The organism is Paenibacillus sp. J31P190 (assembly GCF_059692075.1).
The window spans coordinates 34996-57628 of sequence record NZ_JCAUAS010000016.1; the positions used below are offsets into that span (position 1 = coordinate 34996).

Consider the following 22633-nt stretch of genomic DNA (forward strand, 5'->3'; position numbering starts at 1 on the left):
TTTTTTTAATCACATGGATTTCGTCGAATCATTGGATAACAAGCCGGTTAGTTTACTTCGCAAATAGGAAAACAGGTGCAGAGGTTTTTGCTCTAGGAAGTACAATGCATCCTGATCCGGAGCTAAAATTATACCTAATTGATGATGATCGCCAGAGTAAATCGCTCGCTGCAAGAAACGTACCTCATCCTGCTCATTCAGCACTTCCAGCCTGCAAAAGGCGGAATTCAGCCCCATGGCAACGTGCAGATCGGTTTTAGTCTTGATTTTGTGACCGTTCACCTTATGAATGAGTTCGCCTGTTTGAATACCTAGCTCATTGGCAGGACTGTTTGGCACCACCGACAAGACCATAAGACCTCGCTGAGAGTGCACGTAGAACGGTACCAGCTTATCTTCTACCCATTGGTTATACCGAATCAATCCTTCATGTAAAGTAATGCTTAATACGGCTCCTACAAGCAGAATCGGCGTCCAGAAATGGGCGGCTATCGCTGTAGCTAACAGGGTGATGCCATATAAGTATAGTAAGCTTGCGCTGAAACGGGCTTGTCTACGAGGGAGCTTCGATCTCGTTAGCTCCGTAAAGCCGATCATTGCCGGAAAGGCTAGAAGTGTCCATCCTGACGCGAGGTTCGAACCAAACAGTGTTTCCCACGGAAGAGCTTGTATACTTCCCCCTGACATAGGAACGAGCAAGAACAAAGGGACAGGCCAGAAGCCTTGCAGCTGTTGCCCGCCGATAATCTGCCCTCGTCTTCCTTCGAGGAACAACGGTGTTGCCATACGTGCCCCTTGAAAGCCGACGAGCGTCCCTTCTAGAAGATGAAGTACGGCGACAATGACAAGCAAGGAAGGAATATCCGCGCCAACTACAATGTCCAGAATCGGTACCGCCTCCTGAAGGCTGGCTGCATTCGGTATCCACGAAAGAATCACTTGCGCGATTCCCAAAATACCTACCGCATAAGCCAGACACAAGAATCTAACGCGCATCATCACTAGAATAATCGATAGGACCCATAAGAGAATTACCGTGTTCGCTTCAATATTAACACCTACGAAGAGCATAAGTACGGAGGCACCGATACCGCCTAGCCATCCCCATAGTACGGTGCGCCACGTCTCACTCAATAAAGAATGCAAGCGCGTGTGAAACAGCTTACGTTCCATCTGAATCTGCTTCCGATAGTGCAGCACAATAAATAGAATACCTATATAATAAAAAGGATTCGCAAACAACTGCCCCACAGCATGCAGCAGTCTGTCCAAGAGTTGAATCAACACATCCATACGAATCTGGGCTCCTTGATGAAAAAGAAATAGGAAGGCTGCCGCAGCAACCTTCCTACACTAATTCGACTACGAGCGCTTATTTCCTGCCCATCCCGACGAATTTCCAATATCTGATCCTTATTATTTCCCGATTTGCTTTTGGATTTGCCCAATTGCTGCTTTCAGCTGCAAATCGTTCTTAGGCTCACGGATTTGCGCCAAAATTGATTTTTCTATTTTAGTCGCTGTTTCCGTGTCTACCTCGCCTGTCATCGGTAAACCGTTAGTCCGTTGGAATGCTTTAACAGCTGTAACTGTCTTATCATTGAAATAACCGTCCGTGCGCTCCGGGTTAAAACCTAGACCTGATAACATGAGCTGTAGATTCTTCACATCATCGCTTGTCGTATCCAGTTTAAGCACGCTTTTCTTAGACAGCGGAGCTGCTTTGAAATAACCTGGCTGCTCAACTGGGATATCCGGTTGGATCCCCGTTTTGTGAATCCAGTTGCCATTAGGCGTTAACCATTTGTATACGGTCATTTTAATATTGCTGCCGTCGCCCATTTCCTTCTCAAAAGTAACCTGAACGGTTCCTTTCCCGTAGGAAGTTTCACCAATAATCTTACTGCCAACCGCTTCTTGGAACGCTCCTGCCAATATCTCCGAAGCACTCGCACTACCCTTGTTCACAAGCACAGTAACCGGATAGTTCTTGCCTGAACCCGTTGAAGGTGTCGGCTCCCGCTTCCCATCCCGATTCTCGACCTGGACGATCGGCTTGCCGCTTTTGACAAAAGGATTCACGATGTCCACAACTACGTTCAACAGACCGCCTGGATCATTACGTACATCGATAACAAGCCCTTTCATCCCTTTGGCTTCAAGGCTTTTCAGCTCTTCAGCGAAACGGACGGCTGTATTCGAGGAGAATTGGCGAATCTCAATCTTCCCGATTTGGTCCTGCAGCATTTCGCCATAAACCGTTTCAACGTCAATATTATCCCTGACCACGATAACCTGCACGGGATCACCGGCACCTTGACGAAGTAAATCCAGCTTCGCTTGCGTCCCTTTAGGGCCGCGAATTTTCATGACCGCTTGGTTGAGTGTAAGCCCGTCCAATTTCTCTCCGTTGACGGAGACAATCACGTCTTTGGATTGAATACCCGCTTTCTCAGCAGGAGATCCCTTGATTGGAGACACGATAACGAATTTACCTTCCTCAATCGAAACCTCTGCCCCAATGCCTTGAAAAGAAGACGTAATGCTCTCATCGAACTGCTTCGCCTCCTTCTGATCCATATACACAGTAAACGGATCTTCCAGAGATTCCAGCATGCCATTGATTGCGCCGTTGACCAATTTATCATGATCCGGCTGCTTCAAATATTTGCTTTCGATCAATTGAAACGTTGTAGAGATTTTGCTCAAATCCTTACTCGATAGCCCGGATGAAGTGGCAGTGGATGCGGCTGTACTTCCCGCTGGCTGCTCTTTCCGCCCCCAAGAAAAGGATGAATCCACAATCGTCAGTGTCACGATACTGCTTGCAAACATGGCTAACAAAACAAATACTATAACCGTGCGTCCTTTGAATTGCAAAGCGCGTTTCACCACCTTTATCCTAAAACCCATCTGGGTTCGCCTGTTTGTAGTATATGACAAGCTATTCCCGTTTTATAACCAAGTCCCCTTATCGTAAGAACGGTTTAGGATCGGTTGGAACTTCATTCTTCCTAACCTCAAAGTGCAAATGGTTCCCTGTGGATTGACCTGTCGAGCCAACACCGGCAATTTTCTGTCCGCGTTTAACTAAATCGCCAACTTTGACGTAGATCCCGTCATTCATAATATGTCCATATACCGTCCATAACCCATTCCCATGATCCACGATGACGCAATTCCCGTAGCCGTTCATCCAAGATGCATAGATGACAGAGCCGTTCTCTGCCGCGAGGATGTCCGTTCCTTTGGGAGCTCCCAAATCAATCCCTTTATGGCTCTCTGCTCTGCCTGTAACTGGGTTGATTCTATTCGTAAAATCAGATGTAAGTGGCGCTTGAACGGCCAATGGGTAACCCAGTTTCCCACCGGAATAAGTGAAAGGCGACTTTGCATTACTAGCAGCCCGCTTCTTCGCCTGTAGGTCAGCTTCTTGCTTCGCTAATTGCGTAATCTGTTTATCACTTTCTTCTGAAATATCCTCAAGTACCTTCTCTTGCTTCGTAAGGGAAGCAATCTTAACTTCCTTGGCCTTCTCCTTCGCTTGCAGATCATCCCTAAGGTCATCTGCGTCAGCGTAAAGTGCCTTAACCTTCTCAAGCTGCTGCTCCGTATCTACTTTCTTCTGGGCAACCGTCTCTTTATCTTTCTTATTCGACTCTAGTATCTCTTTATCTTGATTGACAATAGATTTCAAAGCTTCAATACGGTTTAAGAAATCAGAAAAACTAGTCGCGCTAAGTACCACATCCATGTACGAAACAAAGCCGTTCATATACATCAAACGCACTCGGGATTTCAGCATGAGATCACGGCTCTCCACACGCGCTTCCGCTTCATCCAATTGTTTAGCATTATCTGCTAATGTGTCCGATACCTGATCGATCTCCTCATTCAGCTTCGTGAGCTTCATACTAGCCTCATTCACCTGATTAACAAGCGTTTTCATATCCTTGGTCGCCTGGTCCTTCTCCGTCTGGACCTTCGTTATTTGATTCTGCGCGTCATTCGCCTTCTGCTGCGCTTGCGCCTTCATCTTCTTGAGCTGAGTCAACTGCTGATCGATCTTTTCCGTTGTTGAAGCGGCATATCCCGCATATGGAACCGCCAATGAAGCCGCAATCCCAAGAGTCAACACCACAGGTAGAATCTTCTTCTTCAAGCACGTAGCCTCCCTATCATCAAAACCTGGCACTTCTTGAATCTTTTATATTTTGAATCTCTTAAATTCTTAATCTATGAATCTTTGAAAATGAAAAAATCAGTAGAAACTTAAATAACGCTTTTGTAACCGGCTTTCAGAACCGAGAAGGTTGGACGAAATCCGGAGAAGGAGGAACGGAGCTTAGTGTTTTGCTAAGTGAGTACCGCACTTCCCGGATTTCGTCCAAGATTCGACGCCGAATAAGCTACCTGTAACATCTTCGTTATCAAAGTCGGTTATAAAAGCTTCCGCTTAGACGCGGAGGAATTTGCGGACGGAGATTAGGGACCCCCAGATCCCTATTACCATACCAATACCTAACAATAAAGCCGTCATTGTAGGAGCAATCTTCCCGAAAGGTGTTAATTCCACCATAAGCAAGTTCAAGTTCAGTGAACTTGTGTTAAGCAGCTTCCAGTACCCGCCTAGAATAATAGCTGTAGGGACCACAGAGCCAATGAATCCGAGTAGAGCACCTTCTATAAAGAACGGCCAACGAATAAAGGAATTCGTCGCACCCACTAGTTTCATAATTGATATTTCCTTGCGTCTGGCCAAAATCGTAATTTTGATCGTATTCGCGATCAGGAATACGGCGGTAAATGAAAGTAAAATAACAATACCAATACCGATCCAACGAACAATTTGTGTCACCTTAAATAGGGCTTCAACCGTGCCTTTACCATAATTAACTTTATAGATAGGCTTTGGATCTTTGCCGATGTTAAGCGCGCTAATTTGATCAGCAACAACTGCCACATTTCGCGGGTCATCGACTTCGATAGTGAATGCATCATTTAGCGGGTTATTTTCCCCTTCGAATCCATCTAACAAAGCTTTACCGCTCTCACCTAGCTTTTGCCTTAAATAAACAAGGCCCTCTTCTTTCGAAACAAACTTGATGGTTTTTACCTCATGAATAGCTTGGATTTGAGATTCGAGTGCCTTAATCTGATCCTGCGAAGTGTTAACTTCCAAATACACATTAATCTCAACCTGTTTCTCAATCTGACCTGCAATATCATTCACATTAAGTGTAATAAGGACGAAAACACCTAAAATAAATAACGAAATGGCAATCGAACTGATCGACGCGAACGTCATCCAACCATTCCGAACGACATTCTTCGTACCTTCTCGCAAATGACGAGAAATTGTACTAATCTTCATAACCGTATTCCCCCCGTACCTGGTCACGAGCAATGAGTCCGTGCTCAATCGCAATGACTCGTTTACGCATCGTATTGACGATTTCCTTGTTATGCGTAGCCATGACTATGGTGGTTCCCCGGAAGTTAATTTCCTCCATCAATTTCATGATTCCCCAGGATGTCTCAGGGTCGAGATTTCCTGTTGGTTCATCGGCGATAATGACAGCTGGGTTGTTAATTATTGCCCGGGCAATCGCTACCCGCTGCTGCTCGCCTCCAGAAAGCTGTGAGGGCAGCGAATTCGCTTTATCCTTCAACTTAACAAGTTCGAGCACTTCCATTGTGCGTTTCTTAATCTGCTTCTTAGGTGCCTCGATAACTTCCATAGCGAAAGCCACATTTTCAAAAATATTAAGCTTAGGAAGCAGTCGATAATCCTGGAAAATAACGCCAATATTACGGCGCACATAAGGAATCTTACGCTGTTTGAGCTTTTCCAAATTAAAACCGTTCACGAAGATTTGACCTTTGGTCGGCCTCTCTTCTCTATACATCAACTTCATAAATGTAGATTTACCTGCGCCGGAAGGTCCAACAACATAGACAAACTCGTTGCTGTCCACTTTTACATTAATCCCTCGCAATGCATGAGTGCCGTTGGAGTATGTTTTCCATACGTCCTGCATTTCGATCACAATATCACATCCTAATATAATATAGGGATCTTTGAGCGGAGCTCAAAGTCTCTCTGCTTGGGGACCTTTGCTTAGCAAAATCTCTCTACTGTGGGATCTTTGAGCTTTCTCAATGTCTTAGCTCAAAGTCTCTCTGCTGTAAAGATAGCTTTTAACCATTCGACACAAAAGCTGAAATTCCTTCTAAAATAGCTTTGAGAATCCTGTTGAATACCGTCATTATATCATTTTCTTAGAGAATATGAGAAATCCAACGCTAGTAATGTCGAACAGGAAAACTATAATATACGCAAAAACCGCCCTACATAGGACGGTCGTGCATTAATTTTGTTTATTTTTAGGTGCGGCTACACTAGACCGAACGATCAATTCCGTTGGATACACCAATTGTTTGGTTACCTAACGACCTCTAGCATGTCAATAAGGGCGGATTGATAACCGATTTCAGTTTCCGATGGTTTTTTTCTTCTGGGCTGCTGGTTAATCCCCTAGCAAGTACTAAAACCCTTTAGCTAACGATACATATAATAGTACAGGCATCCTAGTGCCTGTACCGCTTGTATCTGAGCGTAAAGGAGCCGCTGTACATGCCAAGCCAAATTAGAAAAGTTATCTTCTATGCGTCTATCTTTATAGGCTTACTAAGTACGTTTAGCATTGCTCTATATTTCTATGGGTCTCGACCTACATTCCCTGCAGATTTCACAGTTGCTGGCTGGCGGGTTGGAGGAATGCCCTATGATAAATTTCAACAAGAATACGAAAAGCGCCTACAGCTGCTCTCATCCTATCCCGTTCAATTGCAATCCTCCCGTACGAACATTCCCAATAAACAACTGGCACTTGGACAATTGGGTGTTCAATATCAAACGGAAAAACTAGCTCGTTCACTTGGGCAGCTATTCGGCGGCTCTCCGATAGAACGTATAAAAGCTCGCTGGACTCTCCGTCATGCAGATATACCGCTTGAGGTCACTGTCAACGAAGCGCAGCTAAACACCGTACTCAAGGAGGCTTGGAAAGACCTCTATAGCCTTCAGCCGGTTGCCGCAAAACGAATCGTAACTAATGAAGATTTACTCGTTTTCGAGCCCGAACGTAAAGTGTTAAGAATCGATACGGCCCATTTGCTTGAACACTTGAAAGAAATTGCCCCCTCCATTGCCTATATTCACAATGCCGCCCCAATCATACTCTCCTTACCTTTATATGAGCAGGGCCCCGCGGTAACGACGGAAACATTGAAGCGTCAGGGTATCGATCGCAAAATCTCGGAATTTACGACCTCATTTCCCCCATCGGGTGAAGGGAGAATTCACAATATACGCTCAACAGCCGCCTCTATTCAGGATTATCTAATGGCTCCGGGAGAGACCTTCGACTATGGCAAGATAATTGAACAAACCGAAGCCAAATTCGGCTATAAAGAGGCACCAGTCATCCTAAACGGCAAACTCGTGCCAGGCATTGGAGGCGGCATTTGCCAAGTCTCTACAACGCTTTACAACGCTGTCTTGCGGAGTGGTCTAGACATTGTTGAGCGGCGCAATCATTCACTCCCTGTTAGTTATGTTACACTCGGCCAAGATGCAACTTTCGCCAGCGGTTATATTAATTTCAAATTCCGCAACAACACAGATGCCTATCTATTGATACGAACCATAACAACGGAACAAGCCGTCACCGTGAAGCTTTTCGGTCATATGTCGCCTTCCATTACCTATGACATCAATTCCAACATTGTAGAAACAATTCAACCACCGGTTAAATACTTGCAAAATTCCAGCCTGAAACCTGGCGTTACACGCCCTATCAGCACCGGCAAGGTCGGCTACAAGGTAGAGACCTATCGGATCAAAAGAGAAGATGGTGCGATCGTCAGTAAAGAATTAATCTCAAAGGATCAGTATTCTCCAGTGCCTACTATCATCGCCGCCAACCGGAGTGACATCAAGCCGGAAGAAATGAATCCCTCAACGCCAGAGCAGCCCATCCTTGAAGATGGCGTGAAAGGACCGGTTAACCGGTAATATATAGAGGCTTCTGCCTCTTTTGCGAATAGGAAAGGTCATGTGACTGTAGTTACTAGGTCATTATGACTTTTTTCTATTATGATAGGAATATGAAATAGCACACAAGGAGGCTAGGCGATGAGCAAAATCGATTATTTCAAAGAATTAAACTATCGACTGCGCGGACTTCCCGAGAAGGAGCGCCAAAATATATTGTCTGTTTATGAAGAATTGTTTCAGAAAGCAATTGAAAACGGCAAACAAGAGGATGATGTAGCCCAGTCTCTCGGCTATCCGCGAGTTCCTAACTGGGATGCTCAGAAGGAGACACCTAGTACGGAGCTGGAGCCTTCCAAAAGCACGTCTGGCGAACGGGTAGAGAAATCTTATCCTAGACCTGAACCGACTGCGACTCCTAAGCAAGCTCCTGAAACTAAGGGCTATCCACCTTACACGCATCCACAGGGCACGAATCCTTATATGAATCCCAATCACTACCCTTATCCTGTTAAACAGGAGTCGAGTATTAAGGCCATCATCGTAAGTATTATGCTTGGATTTTTTAATCTAATCTTCGTCGTTGGTCCTTGGTTCGGTATTCTCGCCGCTTTAATTGGGTTATTCGTTGCGGGCTTTGCGCTCATCATCTCGCCAATCGTTGGCATTCTCGGCAGCTATATGGGTACTGTCGGCAGCGATATGCAGTTCATTGGATTCGCCATGCTTGCTTGTTTCGGCTTGGGCATTATATTGACGACGCTAAGCACATGGTTATTCAAAGTATTTTTCAAAATCAGCTGGATGTACATCCAATTTAATGCCAAATTGATTAAGGGGGCTTAAGCTATGAAACGTGGAGTCAAATTTTTCTTACTGCTCGGCTTTGCCTGCCTTGGGGTCGGCCTTATTGGAGCAGCTGTTTCTTCTAAAGATGTCGATTGGAATGCAGGTGTCACGAATATTGATATCGAAAAGAAGATTCCGGCAGCCAATATTGATACATTAGTCATTCAAAATAACATCTCCGGGGTAACTTTTATCCCAAGTAACTCAGATGAAATTAAAGTGCATCTCGTAGGAACGGTTGGAGAGCTTACTGCTAAAAGCTGCACCATTGAGGCGGCGACAGAAGGAAGCAATGTATGGCGAGTAGACGTATGTACGCAGAAGAAACCGCAAATTAATTTTGGTTTCAATTTGTCAGATCTGAAAGCACTGATCAACAATCATGGTTTCCGATTACGAACAGAAGTCACACTTCCAGAAAAAATGTACAAAGCTATCACGGTTTCCTCGGATACTGGGGGCATCAACTTCAAAGAAGTAAAAGCCGACAAGCTTACAGTTACCACCGACACAGGCGGCATTTCCATTGATCGTTACGAAGGGAAGCAGCTAAACCTTCAAACAGATACGGGTCGTATCAACGTAGAGGACGGGCAAGGCGATGTAAAGATGAAAACAGATACAGGCAGCATCACAGCTAAGCTGCACGATATCGGAGATTCCGTATCGCTTCAAGCCGATACAGGCTCGATACGTCTTCAGCTCGATCCTACTCCAAAAGGCGCAAGCTTCGATCTCAATTCCGACGTAGGCAGTGTCCATATAGAAGTTCCTGACTTGATTGTACAAAGGTCTGATCATCATTCGGCAAAAGGCACCATCGGCGATGGCAGCAAAAAAATAAGTGTACGAACAGATACGGGGTATATCTCGGTTAACGGCAGATGAGAAAAAGCCTTCAAGACCATCAGATTCGATGGTTTTGAAGGCTTTTTCTCTATTGTTTATTTGCTTTTTTCTAAAAATTCTTGCAACCACTCGTTCGACTGCGCAAGCACTTGCTCGGCACGAGCGATCGCCTCAGTCACTTGGTTACTGGCTGTTCCGCCGTAGACATTACGCGCGTTAACTACTTGCTCTGGTTGTAGGACCTGATAAATATCGGACTCGAAAAGAGATGAGAACGTTTTGAACTCTTCGATGCTCATATCGAGTAGGTATTTTTTGTTTTGGATGCAGTATAGCACTGTTTTGCCAATCACTTCGTGCGCCTGACGGAAAGGCAGCCCTTTGTTCACAAGGTAATCGGCGATATCCGTTGCGTTCGAGAAATCTTGGTTCACAGCTTGTCTCATACGATCCGAGTTTACTTTCATCGTAGCGACCATAGGAGCGAATAATTGAAGAGCGCCCTGCAGGGTACGAACCGTATCGAACATGCCTTCTTTATCTTCCTGCATGTCCTTGTTGTAAGCCAGCGGCAGCGACTTGAGCACGGTCATCAGACCGAACAAGTTGCCGTAGACGCGGCCTGTTTTGCCGCGGACGAGCTCCGCCACGTCCGGGTTCTTCTTCTGCGGCATGATCGAGCTGCCGGTGCAGAAAGCATCATCGAGTTCGATGAACGCGAACTCGGTCGAGGACCAGAGCACCATTTCCTCGCTGAAGCGAGAAAGGTGCATCATGATCATAGACGCGTTAGAGAGGAACTCCAGGATGAAATCGCGGTCGCTGACCGCATCCAGGGAGTTCTCGTACACGCGTCCGAACCCGAGCTGCTCCGCCACGAAATGGCGGTCGATCGGGAACGTCGTGCCGGCGAGCGCGCCAGCGCCGAGCGGCAGCATGTCTACGCGCTTGTAGCTGTCCTGCAAGCGCTCAAGGTCACGCTGGAACATGCTGACGTAAGCCATCATGTGATGCGCGAACAGAATCGGCTGCGCGCGCTGCAGATGCGTATACCCCGGGATAATCGTATCGAGATTATCCTTCGCTTTCTCAAGCAAAGCCTCTTGCAGCTTGATCAGCAGGCCTACGAACTCAACCACCCGCTTGCGCAGGTAGAGGTGCATGTCCGTCGCCACTTGATCGTTACGGCTGCGGCCCGTATGAAGCTTGCCGCCGACAGGGCCGATCAAGTCGATCAAGGTTTTCTCGATATTCATATGAATATCTTCATTCTGAATCGTGTACTCCAGCTCGCCGCGGCGAATCATGCCTTGCACAGCCAGCAAGCCATCCTTGATTTTCTCGACATCATCCGCAGGAAGAATGCCGCACTTGCCAAGCATCGTCACATGCGCCAAGCTGCCTTCAATATCTTCCTCGGCTAACTCTTTATCAAATGTAATTGATGCGGTATATTCTTCGACCAGTTGGTCGGTTTTCTTCGTAAATCGTCCACCCCAAAGCTTAGACACCGTGCATGGCTCCTCTCGTATTAACACCTAATATAGGGATCTTTGAGCAGCGCTCAAAGTCTCTCTGCTGGATATAGGGATCTTTGAGCAGCGCTCAAAGTCTCTCTGCTGGATATAGGGATCTTTGAGCGGGCGCTCAAAGTCTCTCTGCTGAACAGACTAATAGAGAATTTCGATTGATTCATTATGCCTCCTCACAACCAGTAAACATTTCTCCAAAACTCGATTTTTGAGTCATTCTACTTTTGTGAGAGCAAATGAGCTATCGTGATTATACATGTTGTATCTTATACAACACTTCTCACTCACAAAGGCTATTTTGCAACTAGAAGTTGCAATTTGTACAACATTTTGTACCCATTTGTTACTAAATGGCCCGTATAGGACGAAATTGTTGTACATTATGCAACAACGAAGGGAGAGAGGCGAGATTTTGACAGCAATTGTTGCATTTTTTACAACATCATTCAAAGGCGAATAGGGATTCATCATCCAGCAATCTCAATTTAGCATAGTTGCGATTGATCCCGATTTAAGATGCCTCCATGAAACAAGATTCGACGACTGAAGCGACAGTCTCTAATAGACAACCTTATGGACAACCCAAAGGCTTTCCACAAGGGAAAGCCAGCGCACCGTGCTGCTATATAATTACTTCTTTGCTTTTTGTTCTACGCCGGAGGATACTTTCAGACGAAGCGCGTTCAAACGGATGAATCCAGTTGCATCGCCTTGGTCATATGCTTTCGTCGGATCTGCTTCCATTGTAGCAATTTCCGGATTGTACAAGGATACTGGACTTTTCACACCAGCGCCAATTACATTGCCTTTGTACAATCTCAAGCGTACAGTACCTGTTACGTTCTTTTGGCTTTCTCCCACAAGCGCTTGAATCGCCAAACGCTCAGGTGCAAACCAGAAGCCGTTGTAAACAAGTGTCGCATATTTGGTAATAAGGGAATCACGAAGGTGCATGACATCGCGGTCCATCGTGAGGGATTCCATTTTGCGGTGAGCGGTGAAAAGGATCGTACCGCCCGGTGTTTCATACACGCCGCGGCTCTTCATGCCGACGAAACGGTTCTCTACCATGTCAACGCGGCCAATACCGTGCTTGCCGCCGATTTCATTCAAGGTTTCCATAACTTGAAGGGGAGACAACTTGTTGCCATTGATGGCTACGCAGTCACCTTTGTCAAACTCAAGCTCGATGTACTCCGCTTGATCCGGTGCATCTTCTGGAGCTACGCTCAAGACGTACATGCCTTTGTTCTCGTCGGATGCAGCATCAAACCATGGATCTTCCAGCATGCCGCTCTCGAAAGAGATATGCAGCAGGTTGCGATCCGTCGAATACGGCTTCGCCGCTGATGCAGTAACCGGAATGCCGTGTTTCTCGGCATATGCGATCATCTCTGCGCGACCCGGGAACTGCTCGCGGAATTCTTCTAAACGCCAAGGCGCGATAACGGACAGCTCAGGCGCCAACGCCGCTGCTGTTAGCTCGAAGCGCACTTGGTCATTCCCTTTGCCGGTTGCGCCGTGAGCAATCGCTGTTGCGCCTTCAGCGCGAGCGATTTCGACCATGCGCTTCGCGATCAAAGGACGAGCAATCGAAGTGCCTAGCAGGTATTGCCCTTCATAAAGAGCACCCGCTTGGAACATCGGGTTGATGAAATCCTTCGCGAACTCTTCGCGCAGGTCGTCGATGTAGATCTTGGATGCGCCGGTTTGGAGCGCTTTTTCCTCCAGACCGTCCAGCTCATCCTTTTGCCCGATATCCGCTGTAAAAGCAATAATTTCGGCGTCGTAAGTCTCCTTGAGCCATTTCAAAATAACTGATGTATCCAATCCGCCGGAATAGGCGAGAACGATTTTTTCCTTAGCCATGTCTACTAATCTCTCCGTTTCTATGTCTGCTACGAATTATTATATCATTGTCGCGGCCATAATGGCCTTTTGCGCATGAAGACGATTCTCTGCTTGGTCAAAAATAATGGAATTCGGGCCGTCAATAACACCCTCGCTCACTTCTTCCCCGCGATGTGCAGGCAAGCAGTGCATGAACAAGTAATCTTGCTTAGCATGCTTCACAAGCGCCTCGTTGATTTGGAAATTCTTGAAAGCAATCTCCCGCTCCTGCTGCTCCGCCTCAAAGCCCATGCTTGCCCAAACGTCTGTGTAGACGATGTCTGCATTTTCAATCGCTTCGCGTGGATCGCGAGTCAGGAGAACACTGCCTCCGGTTTGTGCTGCGTTCTCTTTAGAAATCTGAATGACTTCCTTGTCAGGATCATAGCCTTCCGGCGATGCAATCGCGAAGTTCATCCCTAATTTGCTTGCACCCATCATGAGGGAATGCACCATATTGTTGCCATCTCCGATGTAGGCGACTTTGAGACCTTTCAAACGGCCTTTTTTCTCCAAAACCGTCTGATAATCAGCCATAACCTGACAAGGGTGGGCATAATCTGTTAATCCATTAATGACCGGTACGGTTGATCCACGTGCAAGGTCAATCACTTTGCGGTGTTCGTACGTGCGAATCATGATGCCATCTAAGTAACGGGACAGTGTTTGTGCAGTATCCCAAACGGTTTCGCCGCGTCCAAGCTGCAGATCATTTTTGCTAAGGAATAGAGCCTGACCTCCTAGTTGGTACATCCCTACTTCAAAGGAAACACGCGTGCGCGTCGAGGATTTCTCAAAAATCATTCCCAGTGTCTTACCAGCGAGCACAGCATGCGGCTCTCTAGCTTTCTGCTTACGCTTAAGCTCAATCGCATAGTGAATCAAGTATTCAATTTCTTCTGATGTATAATCAACCAAAGCAAGAAAATCCTTGCCCTTCAACTGGGCAGCCAGTTCTTCCTTTACAGCCATATTCATGTTATCCAACCTCTCTAAACGGAACTTTTTACTAGACGCTGCTGATAGTTGATGCCTTCTGGGAGAGGACACTGCACACCACATCTAGGGCTTGATCTAAATCTTCTTGCGGTATAGTCAACGCGGGCACCAGACGAATAACGTTCGGCCCTGCCGGAATCACGAGAACACCTTGCTTATGAATTTCGCTAATGATTTCACCTGCTGGCTGTGTGCATTCGATCCCGATTAAGAGACCAATGCCGCGAATATTGCTGATAAGCGGATTGCCTGCAAGCTTGCTCTCCAGCTTCTTCACCGTATATGCGCCTAATTCCGCAGCACGTTCAGGCAATTTATTTGAGATAATCGTGTCAACAGCGGCATATCCTGCAGCTGTAGCTATCGGCGTTCCACCAAAAGTTGACCCGTGGCTTCCAGCGCTAAATGCTTCAGCCAAGAACGCTTTGCCTAACATAGCACCGATCGGAAACCCTCCGCCAAGGCCTTTGGCCAACGTGAAAATATCCGGCTCCACCCCATAATGCTCATAGGCAAAAAGCTTACCTGTACGTCCCACACCCGTCTGGATTTCATCCACGATCAGAAGCAGATTTTCTTGCTTGCAAAGCTCTGCAATTTGCTTCACGAACTCCGGATCAGCCGGCAATACGCCGCCTTCCCCTTGCACCATCTCCAGCATGATGGCACATGTGTGGTCATTAACGAGATTGCGGACCGCCTCGAAATCGTTATAAGGCGCATAGACGAAGCCGCCAGGAAGCGGATGGAAGCCTTCCTTTACTTTATCCTGCCCTGTAGCCGTCAATGTCGCCAGCGTGCGTCCGTGGAACGACATGTTGAACGTAATAATCTCGTACCGACCATTGTTCAAAACCTTCTGGTTATAGCGACGTGCCAGCTTAATTGCAGCCTCATTCGCTTCCGCACCAGTTGAACAGAAGAATACCGCGTCTGCACAGCTGTTATCTGTAAGTAGTGTAGCCAGTTTCTCCTGGTTCGGAATATGGAAAAGATTGCTCACATGCCATACTTGATCGAGCTGTTCGATCAACTTCTCCTTCACCGCTTGAGGCGCGTGCCCGAGGTTCGTCACCGCGATCCCGCTCATCAAGTCGATGTATTCCTTGCCTGTATCATCCCACAGACGGCTGCCCTCACCCTTTACTAGTGTGATTGGATATCTTGCGTAGGTTGGAAATAGCGAGCTTTTTCCTGTTTCAGTCATGTACATTCCCTCCTTAAAGTTTGTAGTTCAACCCATGAGTTCGAACTTATGCCAAGCTAGATAAAGACATATTGCTGCAGCTGCAAATAAAATGATAGCCGTTACTCGATTCCTTCGCATCTTCATCCCGTATGCAATGAAAAAGACAGCTGCCGCTAATTTAGAGAAGCCTTGGTAAGCTGGATCATTCGAAAAGTAGGAATTGCTAAAAATAAGTGCAATAAGCAAGGTTGTCGAAATAAGTATTTTAAACCATAAGGGCTCTCTTCGGAATTGTTTAAACATAAAAGTAATCCGCTGCATCACAGATACCTCCGTTCAAAAACCTTTGATTATAGAGTGGTAACGATGTTTCTCATCGCTCTGGAGACAGCCTGACGTTAATCCTTAGTTACAGCGATGAAAATCATCGTTAAGTGAGTCAATTTACAGGTAAACCTACATTACAGCCTTATTTTAGAATGAAATACATCGTTAAACTCGCTCCGGAATCTTGTAGTTGCACCATTAGGATGAAAAACATCGTTATTGCGGTATTTGATTTGCAAGTCTGTATCTGTCGATACGATGAAAAACACTGCTATCTAGCGCACAATCCTCGTGCCTATCCCCGTGCCCTTCAGCACTTTGCTCAGCACATTCGGCTCAGAGCCGTTCACGATGACAACTTCTTGGACCCTGCCTTGAATGCAAGCAATCGCTGCTCGAACCTTCGGAATCATGCCCCCGTAGATATCACCATTCGCGATCATTTCTTCAATCTCTGCCACGCTGACAACGGGAAGCACCTGCTTCTCGCCATCCACTGTTTTCATAATGCCGGGAACGTCTGTCACCACAACCATCTGCTCTACACCAAGGTGAGAAGCAACAGCTCCTGCTGCTGTATCGGCATTAATGTTATAACGCTGACCGCCATCGGCGCCAAGTCCAACTGGTGCGATCACCGGGATGTAGCCCATGTTCACGATTCCTTGAATCAGCTCAGCGTTCACTTTCGTTACATCACCAACAAGGCCAACCTCGTGGCTATTCTCTACCGGCTTCGCTTCAATCAAATGTCCATCCACACCGGACAATCCAAGCGCCATTGCGCCTGTTAATTGAATTCGGCGTACGATCTCTTTGTTAATCTGGCCGGAAAGCACCATCTCCACAACGTCGAGCACTGCTTCATTCGTCACCCGCAGACCGTTTACGAAACCGGACTCAATCCCGAGCTTCCCAAGCGTCTCCGAAATAGCAGGACCGCCGCCGTGAACGATGACCGTTACAATACCCTCATCCTGAAGCTGACGCATATCTTCAAAGAAACTAATCGGTAATGCAGCCAGCGTGCTGCCGCCGCATTTCATCACAAAGCAATTGTTCTTCACAAGCTTTCGATCCCCTTTGCTTCCTTATGTGCTAGCTAAAACCGAACCTAAGTCCGATAAGCCGCATTGATCCGCACATAATCATATGTTAAATCGCAGCCCCAGCCCGTTGCCTTGCCAGCGCCCATATGTAAATTCACATGAATTTGAATCGTATCTGTTTTCAAATAAGCAAGCGCCGCTTCCTCGTCGAACTTCACCGGACGCGACTGCTCAAGAACTGCGATGTCGCCTAGGCGAATATCGACGGTGTTCACGTTCACCGGCTGGCCTGAGTAACCGACAGCCGCAATGATCCGACCCCAGTTCGCATCCGCGCCATAAACAGCGGATTTGACCAAGCTAGAGCCAATGATCGACTTCACGATCTTGCGTGCCGCATCGTCGCTCTCCGCACCGACTACCGTCGTCTCGATCAGCTTCGTTGCGCCCTCGCCGTCGCGCGCAATCGCCTTGGCGAGGTACTCGCCAACGTACTGGAACCCTGCCGCGAACGCCTCCCAATCCGGATGCTCCGGATTCAAAGCTTCGCCGCCGGCAAGCCCGCTTGCCATCGCCACGACCATGTCGTTGGTGCTAGTATCCCCGTCAACGGTGATCATGTTGAACGTGGTATCTGTGATCCTGCTCAGCAGCAGCTGCAGGTATTCGCTCTCAATCGGCGCGTCGGTTGTCATGAAACCGAGCATCGTCGCCATGTTCGGGTGAATCATCCCCGAACCCTTCGCTGCCCCGGCAATGTGAACTTCCTTACCGCCAACGACAACACGGACGCACGTCATCTTCTGCGTGAGATCCGTGGTCAGGATCGATTGGCAGAAGTCGTTGCCGCCTTCTGCCCTCACTTTAGACGGCAGCTGCTCGATGCCGCTGAGTACTTTCCCCATCGGCAGCAACTCGCCGATGACGCCTGTGCTCGTCACGCCGACGTGGTGCTCCGCCACGCCTAGCGCCTTCGCACTTGCAGCGCGCATCGCGTATGCGTCGTCCTCGCCTTGCTGGCCGGTACACGCATTCGCGTTACCGCTGTTGACGATCATCGCCTGCAGCTTGCCGCCTTGGGCGATGCTCTCCTGCGTCACGCGCAGCGGTGCCGCTTGGAATGCATTCAGCGTGTAAACGCCTGCCGCTGCTGCCGGTACATCACAGACGATTGCGCCTAAATCATAGCGCTCCGTCTTCTTTAATCCGCAGTGCAGACCACCTGCACGAAAGCCTTTCGGCGTCGTCACTGTGCCCTCTGGCACGACAGTAAAGCTCACTTGATCAAGCATGTTCGTCCTTCACCTGTCCTCATCTTCTCGTTATGGATACACCGGTGCGAACAACAGCCCTGTCGTTTCGTCCCAGCCTTGCATAATATTTAAATTCTGAATCGCCTGCCCTGCAGCGCCTTTAACCACATTGTCGATGACAGAAACGATGGTCACACGCCCCGTACGCTCATCCACTGCAAAGCCGATGTCGCAGTAGTTCGAGCCGAATACTTCCTTCGTAGAAGGGAGTTTTCCATTTTGACGAATCCGCACAAATCTCCGGCCTTCATAATACTGGCGGTACAATTCGATAAATTCCTCGGCGGTGTGTTCACCTTGTATAGTTCCATACATAGTAGACATAATTCCGCGAGTCATAGGCACAAGATGTGTCGTGAACGTTGTAACAACCGGTTTACCTGCGACACGGCTGAGCGCCTGCTCGATTTCCGGAATATGCTGATGCTTATTCACTTTATAAGCTGTTAAATTCTCATTCACTTCCGCGTAGTGCACGCCCAGATTAACGCCGCGCCCCGCGCCGGACACGCCCGATTTGGCATCAATAATAATCGTAGATGGATCGATCCAACCCGCTTTAACTGCAGGAATGAGACCAAGCAGCGTGGCTGTCGGATAGCAGCCTGGGTTAGCAATTAAATCACTGCCCTTCACTTCATCCCCGAACACCTCAGACAAACCATAAATCGATTGCGCCAATGTTTCCTCGGAAGCTGCCGGCTTTTTATACCATTTTTCATAGTCGGCACTAGATTTCAATCTTAAATCCCCAGAAATATCAATGACCTTCAGGCCAGCTGCCAGAAGCTTTGGTGAAAGTTCTGCACTCACACCAGCTGGTGTCGCCAAGAACACAACATCCGCTTTGCCCGCAATCAAATCAACATCAAGCACATCTAGAATATCCACAACCACTTCTTGCAAGTGTGGAAAATGCTCCGCAAGCGGCGCTCCTGCATTAGAAGTCGAGATGACCGAAGTGATCTGTACCAAAGGATGCGCCTGCAACAGACGAATCAACTCCGCACCACCATAACCTGTGGCTCCAATAATAGCCGCCCTAACTCCATGACTCATTCGAATTTCCCTCCCGATGTTCCGAAAATATATGTATTATTATACAGTCGTATACATAATAATTCAATGAATTTTTTTATGCGGATTTTGACAATTGAATTGTGCCTACGCAAGGCATTTCAAGGCTTTTTTACATTAAAATCGACAAACCTTTTATTTTTTTGGTTCCTGCCTTCCGACAAAAAGTATACATAATATGCATCGTTTAAACGCAACATGTGCATAAAAACATTTTTTTCTTATCGATTCCTATTTGTTTAACAAATCAATTATCCCAAATTATACGGCATACAGGCAAATCCTGTATGTGATTATTTCAAATTATTCAAGAAGTGTGGGTAAGTAGTATGGTTATCCACAGATTATACACACTTTATCCACAGGACACTCTTTCCTCAACAAAGTTATGCACAAAAAGACGCACTATAAGTGCGCCAATCTATCACAAAACTTCTCGCTATGCATGTCGTTTGAAACCTTCCCCTAGTACCTCATTCGTTTCGCTCAAAATGACAAAAGCCTGCGGATCCACCGACTGGACTAATGTTTTCAATCGACTTACTTCATTTTGTTTCACAACGACCATTAAGACCGTTCGCGATTCGCCTGTAAATCCCCCGGACCCATTAAGCTCCGTAAGTCCACGGTCCAAATCGTATAAAATCGCCTTACGTATGGCTTCTGTATGATCGGAAATAATGAAGGCCACTTTGGCATAGTTGAAGCCGAGTTGAACGATATCGATCGTTTTCGTGGTGACAAATAACCCAATTAACCCGTACAGCGCATTCTCCGGTGTGAAAACAAGCGCAGAGCTTAGAATGACCAGACCATCAAAAATCGCTACCGAGAATCCTAAACTTAAGCCTGTGTATTTATGCAGCATTTGCGCGGCCAACCCAAGTCCGCCAGTGGATCCTCGCCCTCGAAAGACGATTCCGAGTCCAAGTCCAACACCGATGCCTCCATAGACAGACGCAAGCAAAGGATTTTGCGTAGGCACCCCTAAATGGCTCGTTACGAGTACGCACAGCGGAAATATGACCGACCCGACTGCCGCCTTAACCCCGAATTGTCCACCTAGCAGCCATAAGGCTAATAAGAAAATCGGTATATTCAGGGCCCACTGCGTAATCGCCGGGTTCAAACCCGACAAATGCTGAACAATCGTAGAAATACCCGAAACCCCACCTGTTGCAATTTGATTCGGGTTCAAAAAACAGTTAAAACTAGCCGCCATAATCAGCGAGCCGATCAACATCAATATATACTCAAATACGGTATGTGCTGGACTTCCTATCCGTATTCGCGGTTCTTTTCTGGGCACGAACGGCCCTCCTCTCGGTACCATCTAATCAGGCCCATAGTTACAACAGGGGAGCACTCATATTTTTACCGTAAAATATTTCGTCCATTTCCCACTTTACACTTTCTGTTATGTCCTTCTGCTCCGCTTCGCTCAATTTGTCTTTCGTATAACCGAACAAATAATTGTTTAAATCAAATTTCTTCAGCTTACATTTTGTATGAAAAATATTCTCCTGATACACGTTCACATCGATCATGTCGTACATGTTTTTGATTTCCTCAGGAATGTAGTTCTGAATCGAACTAATATCATGATCAATAAACAGCTTATGCCCGTTTATATCCCGTGTGAAGCCTCGAACCCGATAATCCATCGTCATAATATCCGTATCGAAGGAATGGATTAAGTAATTCAGTGCCTTTAGCGGCGAAATTTCCCCACATGTGGATACATCAATGTCTGCCCTAAACGTGCTGATCCCTTCATCTGGGTGATATTCCGGATAGGTATGAACCGTAATATGGCTGGTGTTCAGGTGCATAAGCACCGTCTCCGGCAGGGGCCCGGGGGATTCCTCAAATGAAGTTTCAGGAGCACCCTCCACAGGACCTTCTGAAACCAACATCGTTACGCTTGCCCCTTGCGGATCATAATCCTGCTTAGCCACATTAAGCACATGAGCACCGATGATATCCGCTACCGCTTTGAGAATTTTGGTTAGCCGGGCTGCATTGTACTGTTCGTCAATATATTCTATGTAGGCTTCGCGCTCTTCTTTGGTTCTGGTGTAGCAGATATCGTACATATTGAAGCTCAATGATTTCGTAAGGTTGTTAAAACCGTGCAGAGTAATGCGCTGCTCCGTAGTAAGTGTCATGATTTTTCTTCCTCCTTGTTGTTCCATCCCTACTATTTCCTTACCCAAACCCTGATTGACATTAAACTTGAAAAAATCCTACACCTTTCAGATGTAGGATAAACGTCTATTGCTCCATGTATGCGTTTTGCGTTTAGTGTTCAGTGCACCAAGCTCTTCCAGTACACAGCTCCTCTGCACATTCTACTCCGGCTTCCGAATCTGATGACGAAGGTATGCATCGATGAACATATTGAGATCTCCATCCATAACTGCGCCAATATTACCAGTTTCCGCTGAAGTCCTGTGATCTTTGACCATGCTATAGGGATGAAACACATAAGAACGAATCTGACTGCCCCAGGCAATGTCAGACTGCTCGCCGCGAATCTCTGCGAGATGCTTCAGCTGCTCTTCGATCTTCCGCTCGTAGAGCTTGGATCGCAGCATCTTCATCGCTTTCTCGCGGTTCTTAATCTGCGAGCGTTCTTGCTGACAGCTCACCACGACACCCGTTGGTATGTGCGTAATCCGCACAGCCGAATCCGTGGTGTTAATGTGTTGACCGCCGGCGCCGCTTGCGCGGTACGTGTCGATTTTGAGATCCTCGGAGCGGATCTCTCCCACGTCCGTGTCGTCCTCAATCTCCGGCATGACGTCACACGACGCAAACGAGGTGTGACGACGACCGGAGGCGTCGAACGGCGAGATCCGGACGAGCCGATGCACGCCTTTCTCCGCCTTCAAATAGCCGTAGGCGTTGAAGCCTGTGATCTGCAGCGTGACACTCTTCACGCCGGCTTCGTCGCCGGGCAAATAGTCGAGCACCTCGACTTTATAGCCCCGCTTCTCCGCCCAGCGGCGGTACATGCGCAGCAGCATCTCCGCCCAGTCCTGAGACTCGGTGCCGCCCGCACCGGGATGCAGCTCCAGGATCGCATTCAGCCGGTCATACGGCTGATTGAGAAGCAAGCCTAGCTCGAAGGATTCGAGCTTCTTCTTCAAAGCATCGATGCCTGCTTCAATGTCTTTCGCTAGGCCGGCATCGCTCTCCTCTTCCTCGAGCTCGACCATCACCTGCAGGTCGTCGAACTCGTTCGAGAAGCCTTGGAACTGATCGACGACGCTTTTGATGGCGTTGAGATCCGCGATGGTCTTCTGGGCACGATCATTATCGTCCCAGAAGTCCGGCGCCCCCATTTTTTCCTCAAAATCCCCAATCGCTTCGAGCTTATGATCTAAGTCAAAGAGACCCCCGTAATTCGGTTAGTCGCTTTGCTGTCTCTCTTAAATCCTGTTTTACTTCTGGTTCCAGCATGTCTTACACCTCATTTATTCTCTTGTGCCTAAGTT

19 protein-coding genes are annotated in these 22633 nt (G+C 47.3%); 3 read left to right on the forward strand and 16 right to left on the reverse strand.

Features of this window, described 5'->3' with window-relative positions; genetic code table 11:
- Window positions 1-9: 9 nt before the first annotated feature.
- The 5 genes from AC58U0_RS24380 to ftsE all read right to left on the reverse strand — a co-directional run bounded on the left by AC58U0_RS24380 (window position 10) and on the right by ftsE (window position 6050).
- Entirely contained in the window at window positions 10-1293 is a 1284-nt protein-coding gene (locus AC58U0_RS24380) for a PDZ domain-containing protein (RefSeq protein WP_497381537.1), read from the reverse strand.
- A gap of 123 nt (window positions 1294-1416) precedes the next feature.
- On the reverse strand, window positions 1417-2880 hold the full coding sequence (locus AC58U0_RS24385) for a S41 family peptidase (RefSeq protein ID WP_497381634.1): 1464 nt from the start codon (window positions 2878-2880) through the stop codon (window positions 1417-1419).
- A 91-nt stretch (window positions 2881-2971) separates the two neighbouring features.
- Window positions 2972-4162 (reverse strand): murein hydrolase activator EnvC family protein, encoded by a 1191-nt coding sequence (locus AC58U0_RS24390; RefSeq protein WP_497381538.1) that lies wholly within the window; start codon window positions 4160-4162, stop codon window positions 2972-2974.
- A 294-nt stretch (window positions 4163-4456) separates the two neighbouring features.
- The gene (gene ftsX, locus AC58U0_RS24395) at window positions 4457-5374 is read right to left on the reverse strand and encodes a permease-like cell division protein FtsX (protein ID WP_497381539.1); all 918 of its coding nucleotides are present in this window, start codon (window positions 5372-5374) and stop codon (window positions 4457-4459) included.
- A complete protein-coding gene (gene ftsE, locus AC58U0_RS24400) occupies window positions 5364-6050 on the reverse strand; it encodes a cell division ATP-binding protein FtsE (protein WP_047682153.1) in 687 nt (228 codons plus the stop codon). The genes ftsX and ftsE overlap by 11 nt, the downstream gene beginning before the upstream one ends.
- Window positions 6051-6637: 587 nt before the next feature.
- Here ftsE and AC58U0_RS24405 point away from each other — a divergent pair.
- From AC58U0_RS24405 to AC58U0_RS24415, 3 genes are all read left to right on the forward strand, one after another.
- A complete protein-coding gene (locus AC58U0_RS24405; RefSeq protein WP_497381540.1) occupies window positions 6638-8080 on the forward strand; it encodes a VanW family protein in 1443 nt (480 codons plus the stop codon).
- A gap of 120 nt (window positions 8081-8200) precedes the next feature.
- Window positions 8201-8905, forward strand: a complete 705-nt coding sequence (locus AC58U0_RS24410; RefSeq protein ID WP_497381541.1) for an HAAS signaling domain-containing protein — start codon at window positions 8201-8203, stop codon at window positions 8903-8905.
- Between the two features lie 3 nt (window positions 8906-8908).
- The gene (locus AC58U0_RS24415) at window positions 8909-9796 is read left to right on the forward strand and encodes a DUF4097 family beta strand repeat-containing protein (protein ID WP_497381542.1); all 888 of its coding nucleotides are present in this window, start codon (window positions 8909-8911) and stop codon (window positions 9794-9796) included.
- 56 nt (window positions 9797-9852) lie between these two features.
- Here the strand turns inward: AC58U0_RS24415 and argH are convergent, their stop codons facing one another.
- From argH to prfB, 11 genes are all read right to left on the reverse strand, one after another.
- Window positions 9853-11268: an argininosuccinate lyase gene (argH, locus tag AC58U0_RS24420; RefSeq protein ID WP_497381543.1), complete on the reverse strand. Its 1416-nt coding sequence runs from the start codon at window positions 11266-11268 to the stop codon at window positions 9853-9855.
- Between the two features lie 651 nt (window positions 11269-11919).
- Complete coding sequence (locus AC58U0_RS24425) at window positions 11920-13158, reverse strand: argininosuccinate synthase (protein WP_497381544.1); 1239 nt, start codon at window positions 13156-13158, stop codon at window positions 11920-11922.
- Window positions 13159-13197: 39 nt separating this feature from the next.
- Complete coding sequence (gene argF, locus AC58U0_RS24430; RefSeq protein WP_047682143.1) at window positions 13198-14157, reverse strand: ornithine carbamoyltransferase; 960 nt, start codon at window positions 14155-14157, stop codon at window positions 13198-13200.
- A gap of 31 nt (window positions 14158-14188) precedes the next feature.
- The gene (gene argD / locus AC58U0_RS24435; protein WP_497381545.1) at window positions 14189-15385 is read right to left on the reverse strand and encodes an acetylornithine transaminase; all 1197 of its coding nucleotides are present in this window, start codon (window positions 15383-15385) and stop codon (window positions 14189-14191) included.
- A gap of 27 nt (window positions 15386-15412) precedes the next feature.
- A complete protein-coding gene (locus AC58U0_RS24440; protein WP_497381546.1) occupies window positions 15413-15688 on the reverse strand; it encodes a hypothetical protein in 276 nt (91 codons plus the stop codon).
- 281 nt (window positions 15689-15969) lie between these two features.
- Window positions 15970-16740 carry an acetylglutamate kinase gene (argB, locus tag AC58U0_RS24445; RefSeq protein ID WP_497381635.1) on the reverse strand — a complete coding sequence of 257 codons (771 nt, stop codon included), beginning with the start codon at window positions 16738-16740 and terminating at the stop codon, window positions 15970-15972.
- Between the two features lie 68 nt (window positions 16741-16808).
- Entirely contained in the window at window positions 16809-18035 is a 1227-nt protein-coding gene (gene argJ / locus AC58U0_RS24450) for a bifunctional glutamate N-acetyltransferase/amino-acid acetyltransferase ArgJ (RefSeq protein WP_497381547.1), read from the reverse strand.
- Window positions 18036-18065: 30 nt separating this feature from the next.
- A complete protein-coding gene (argC, locus tag AC58U0_RS24455) occupies window positions 18066-19115 on the reverse strand; it encodes an N-acetyl-gamma-glutamyl-phosphate reductase (protein WP_497381548.1) in 1050 nt (349 codons plus the stop codon).
- Between the two features lie 457 nt (window positions 19116-19572).
- Window positions 19573-20466, reverse strand: coding sequence for a YitT family protein (locus AC58U0_RS24460; protein WP_497381549.1), 894 nt, complete (start codon window positions 20464-20466; stop codon window positions 19573-19575).
- Window positions 20467-20482: 16 nt separating this feature from the next.
- The gene (gene speD / locus AC58U0_RS24465; RefSeq protein ID WP_060647717.1) at window positions 20483-21301 is read right to left on the reverse strand and encodes an adenosylmethionine decarboxylase; all 819 of its coding nucleotides are present in this window, start codon (window positions 21299-21301) and stop codon (window positions 20483-20485) included.
- A gap of 183 nt (window positions 21302-21484) precedes the next feature.
- A protein-coding gene (prfB, locus tag AC58U0_RS24470) for a peptide chain release factor 2 (RefSeq protein ID WP_127527829.1) occupies window positions 21485-22598 on the reverse strand; the annotation gives its coding sequence in 2 pieces (ribosomal slippage) (window positions 21485-22525 and window positions 22527-22598; 1113 coding nt in all).
- Window positions 22599-22633: the final 35 nt, after the last annotated feature.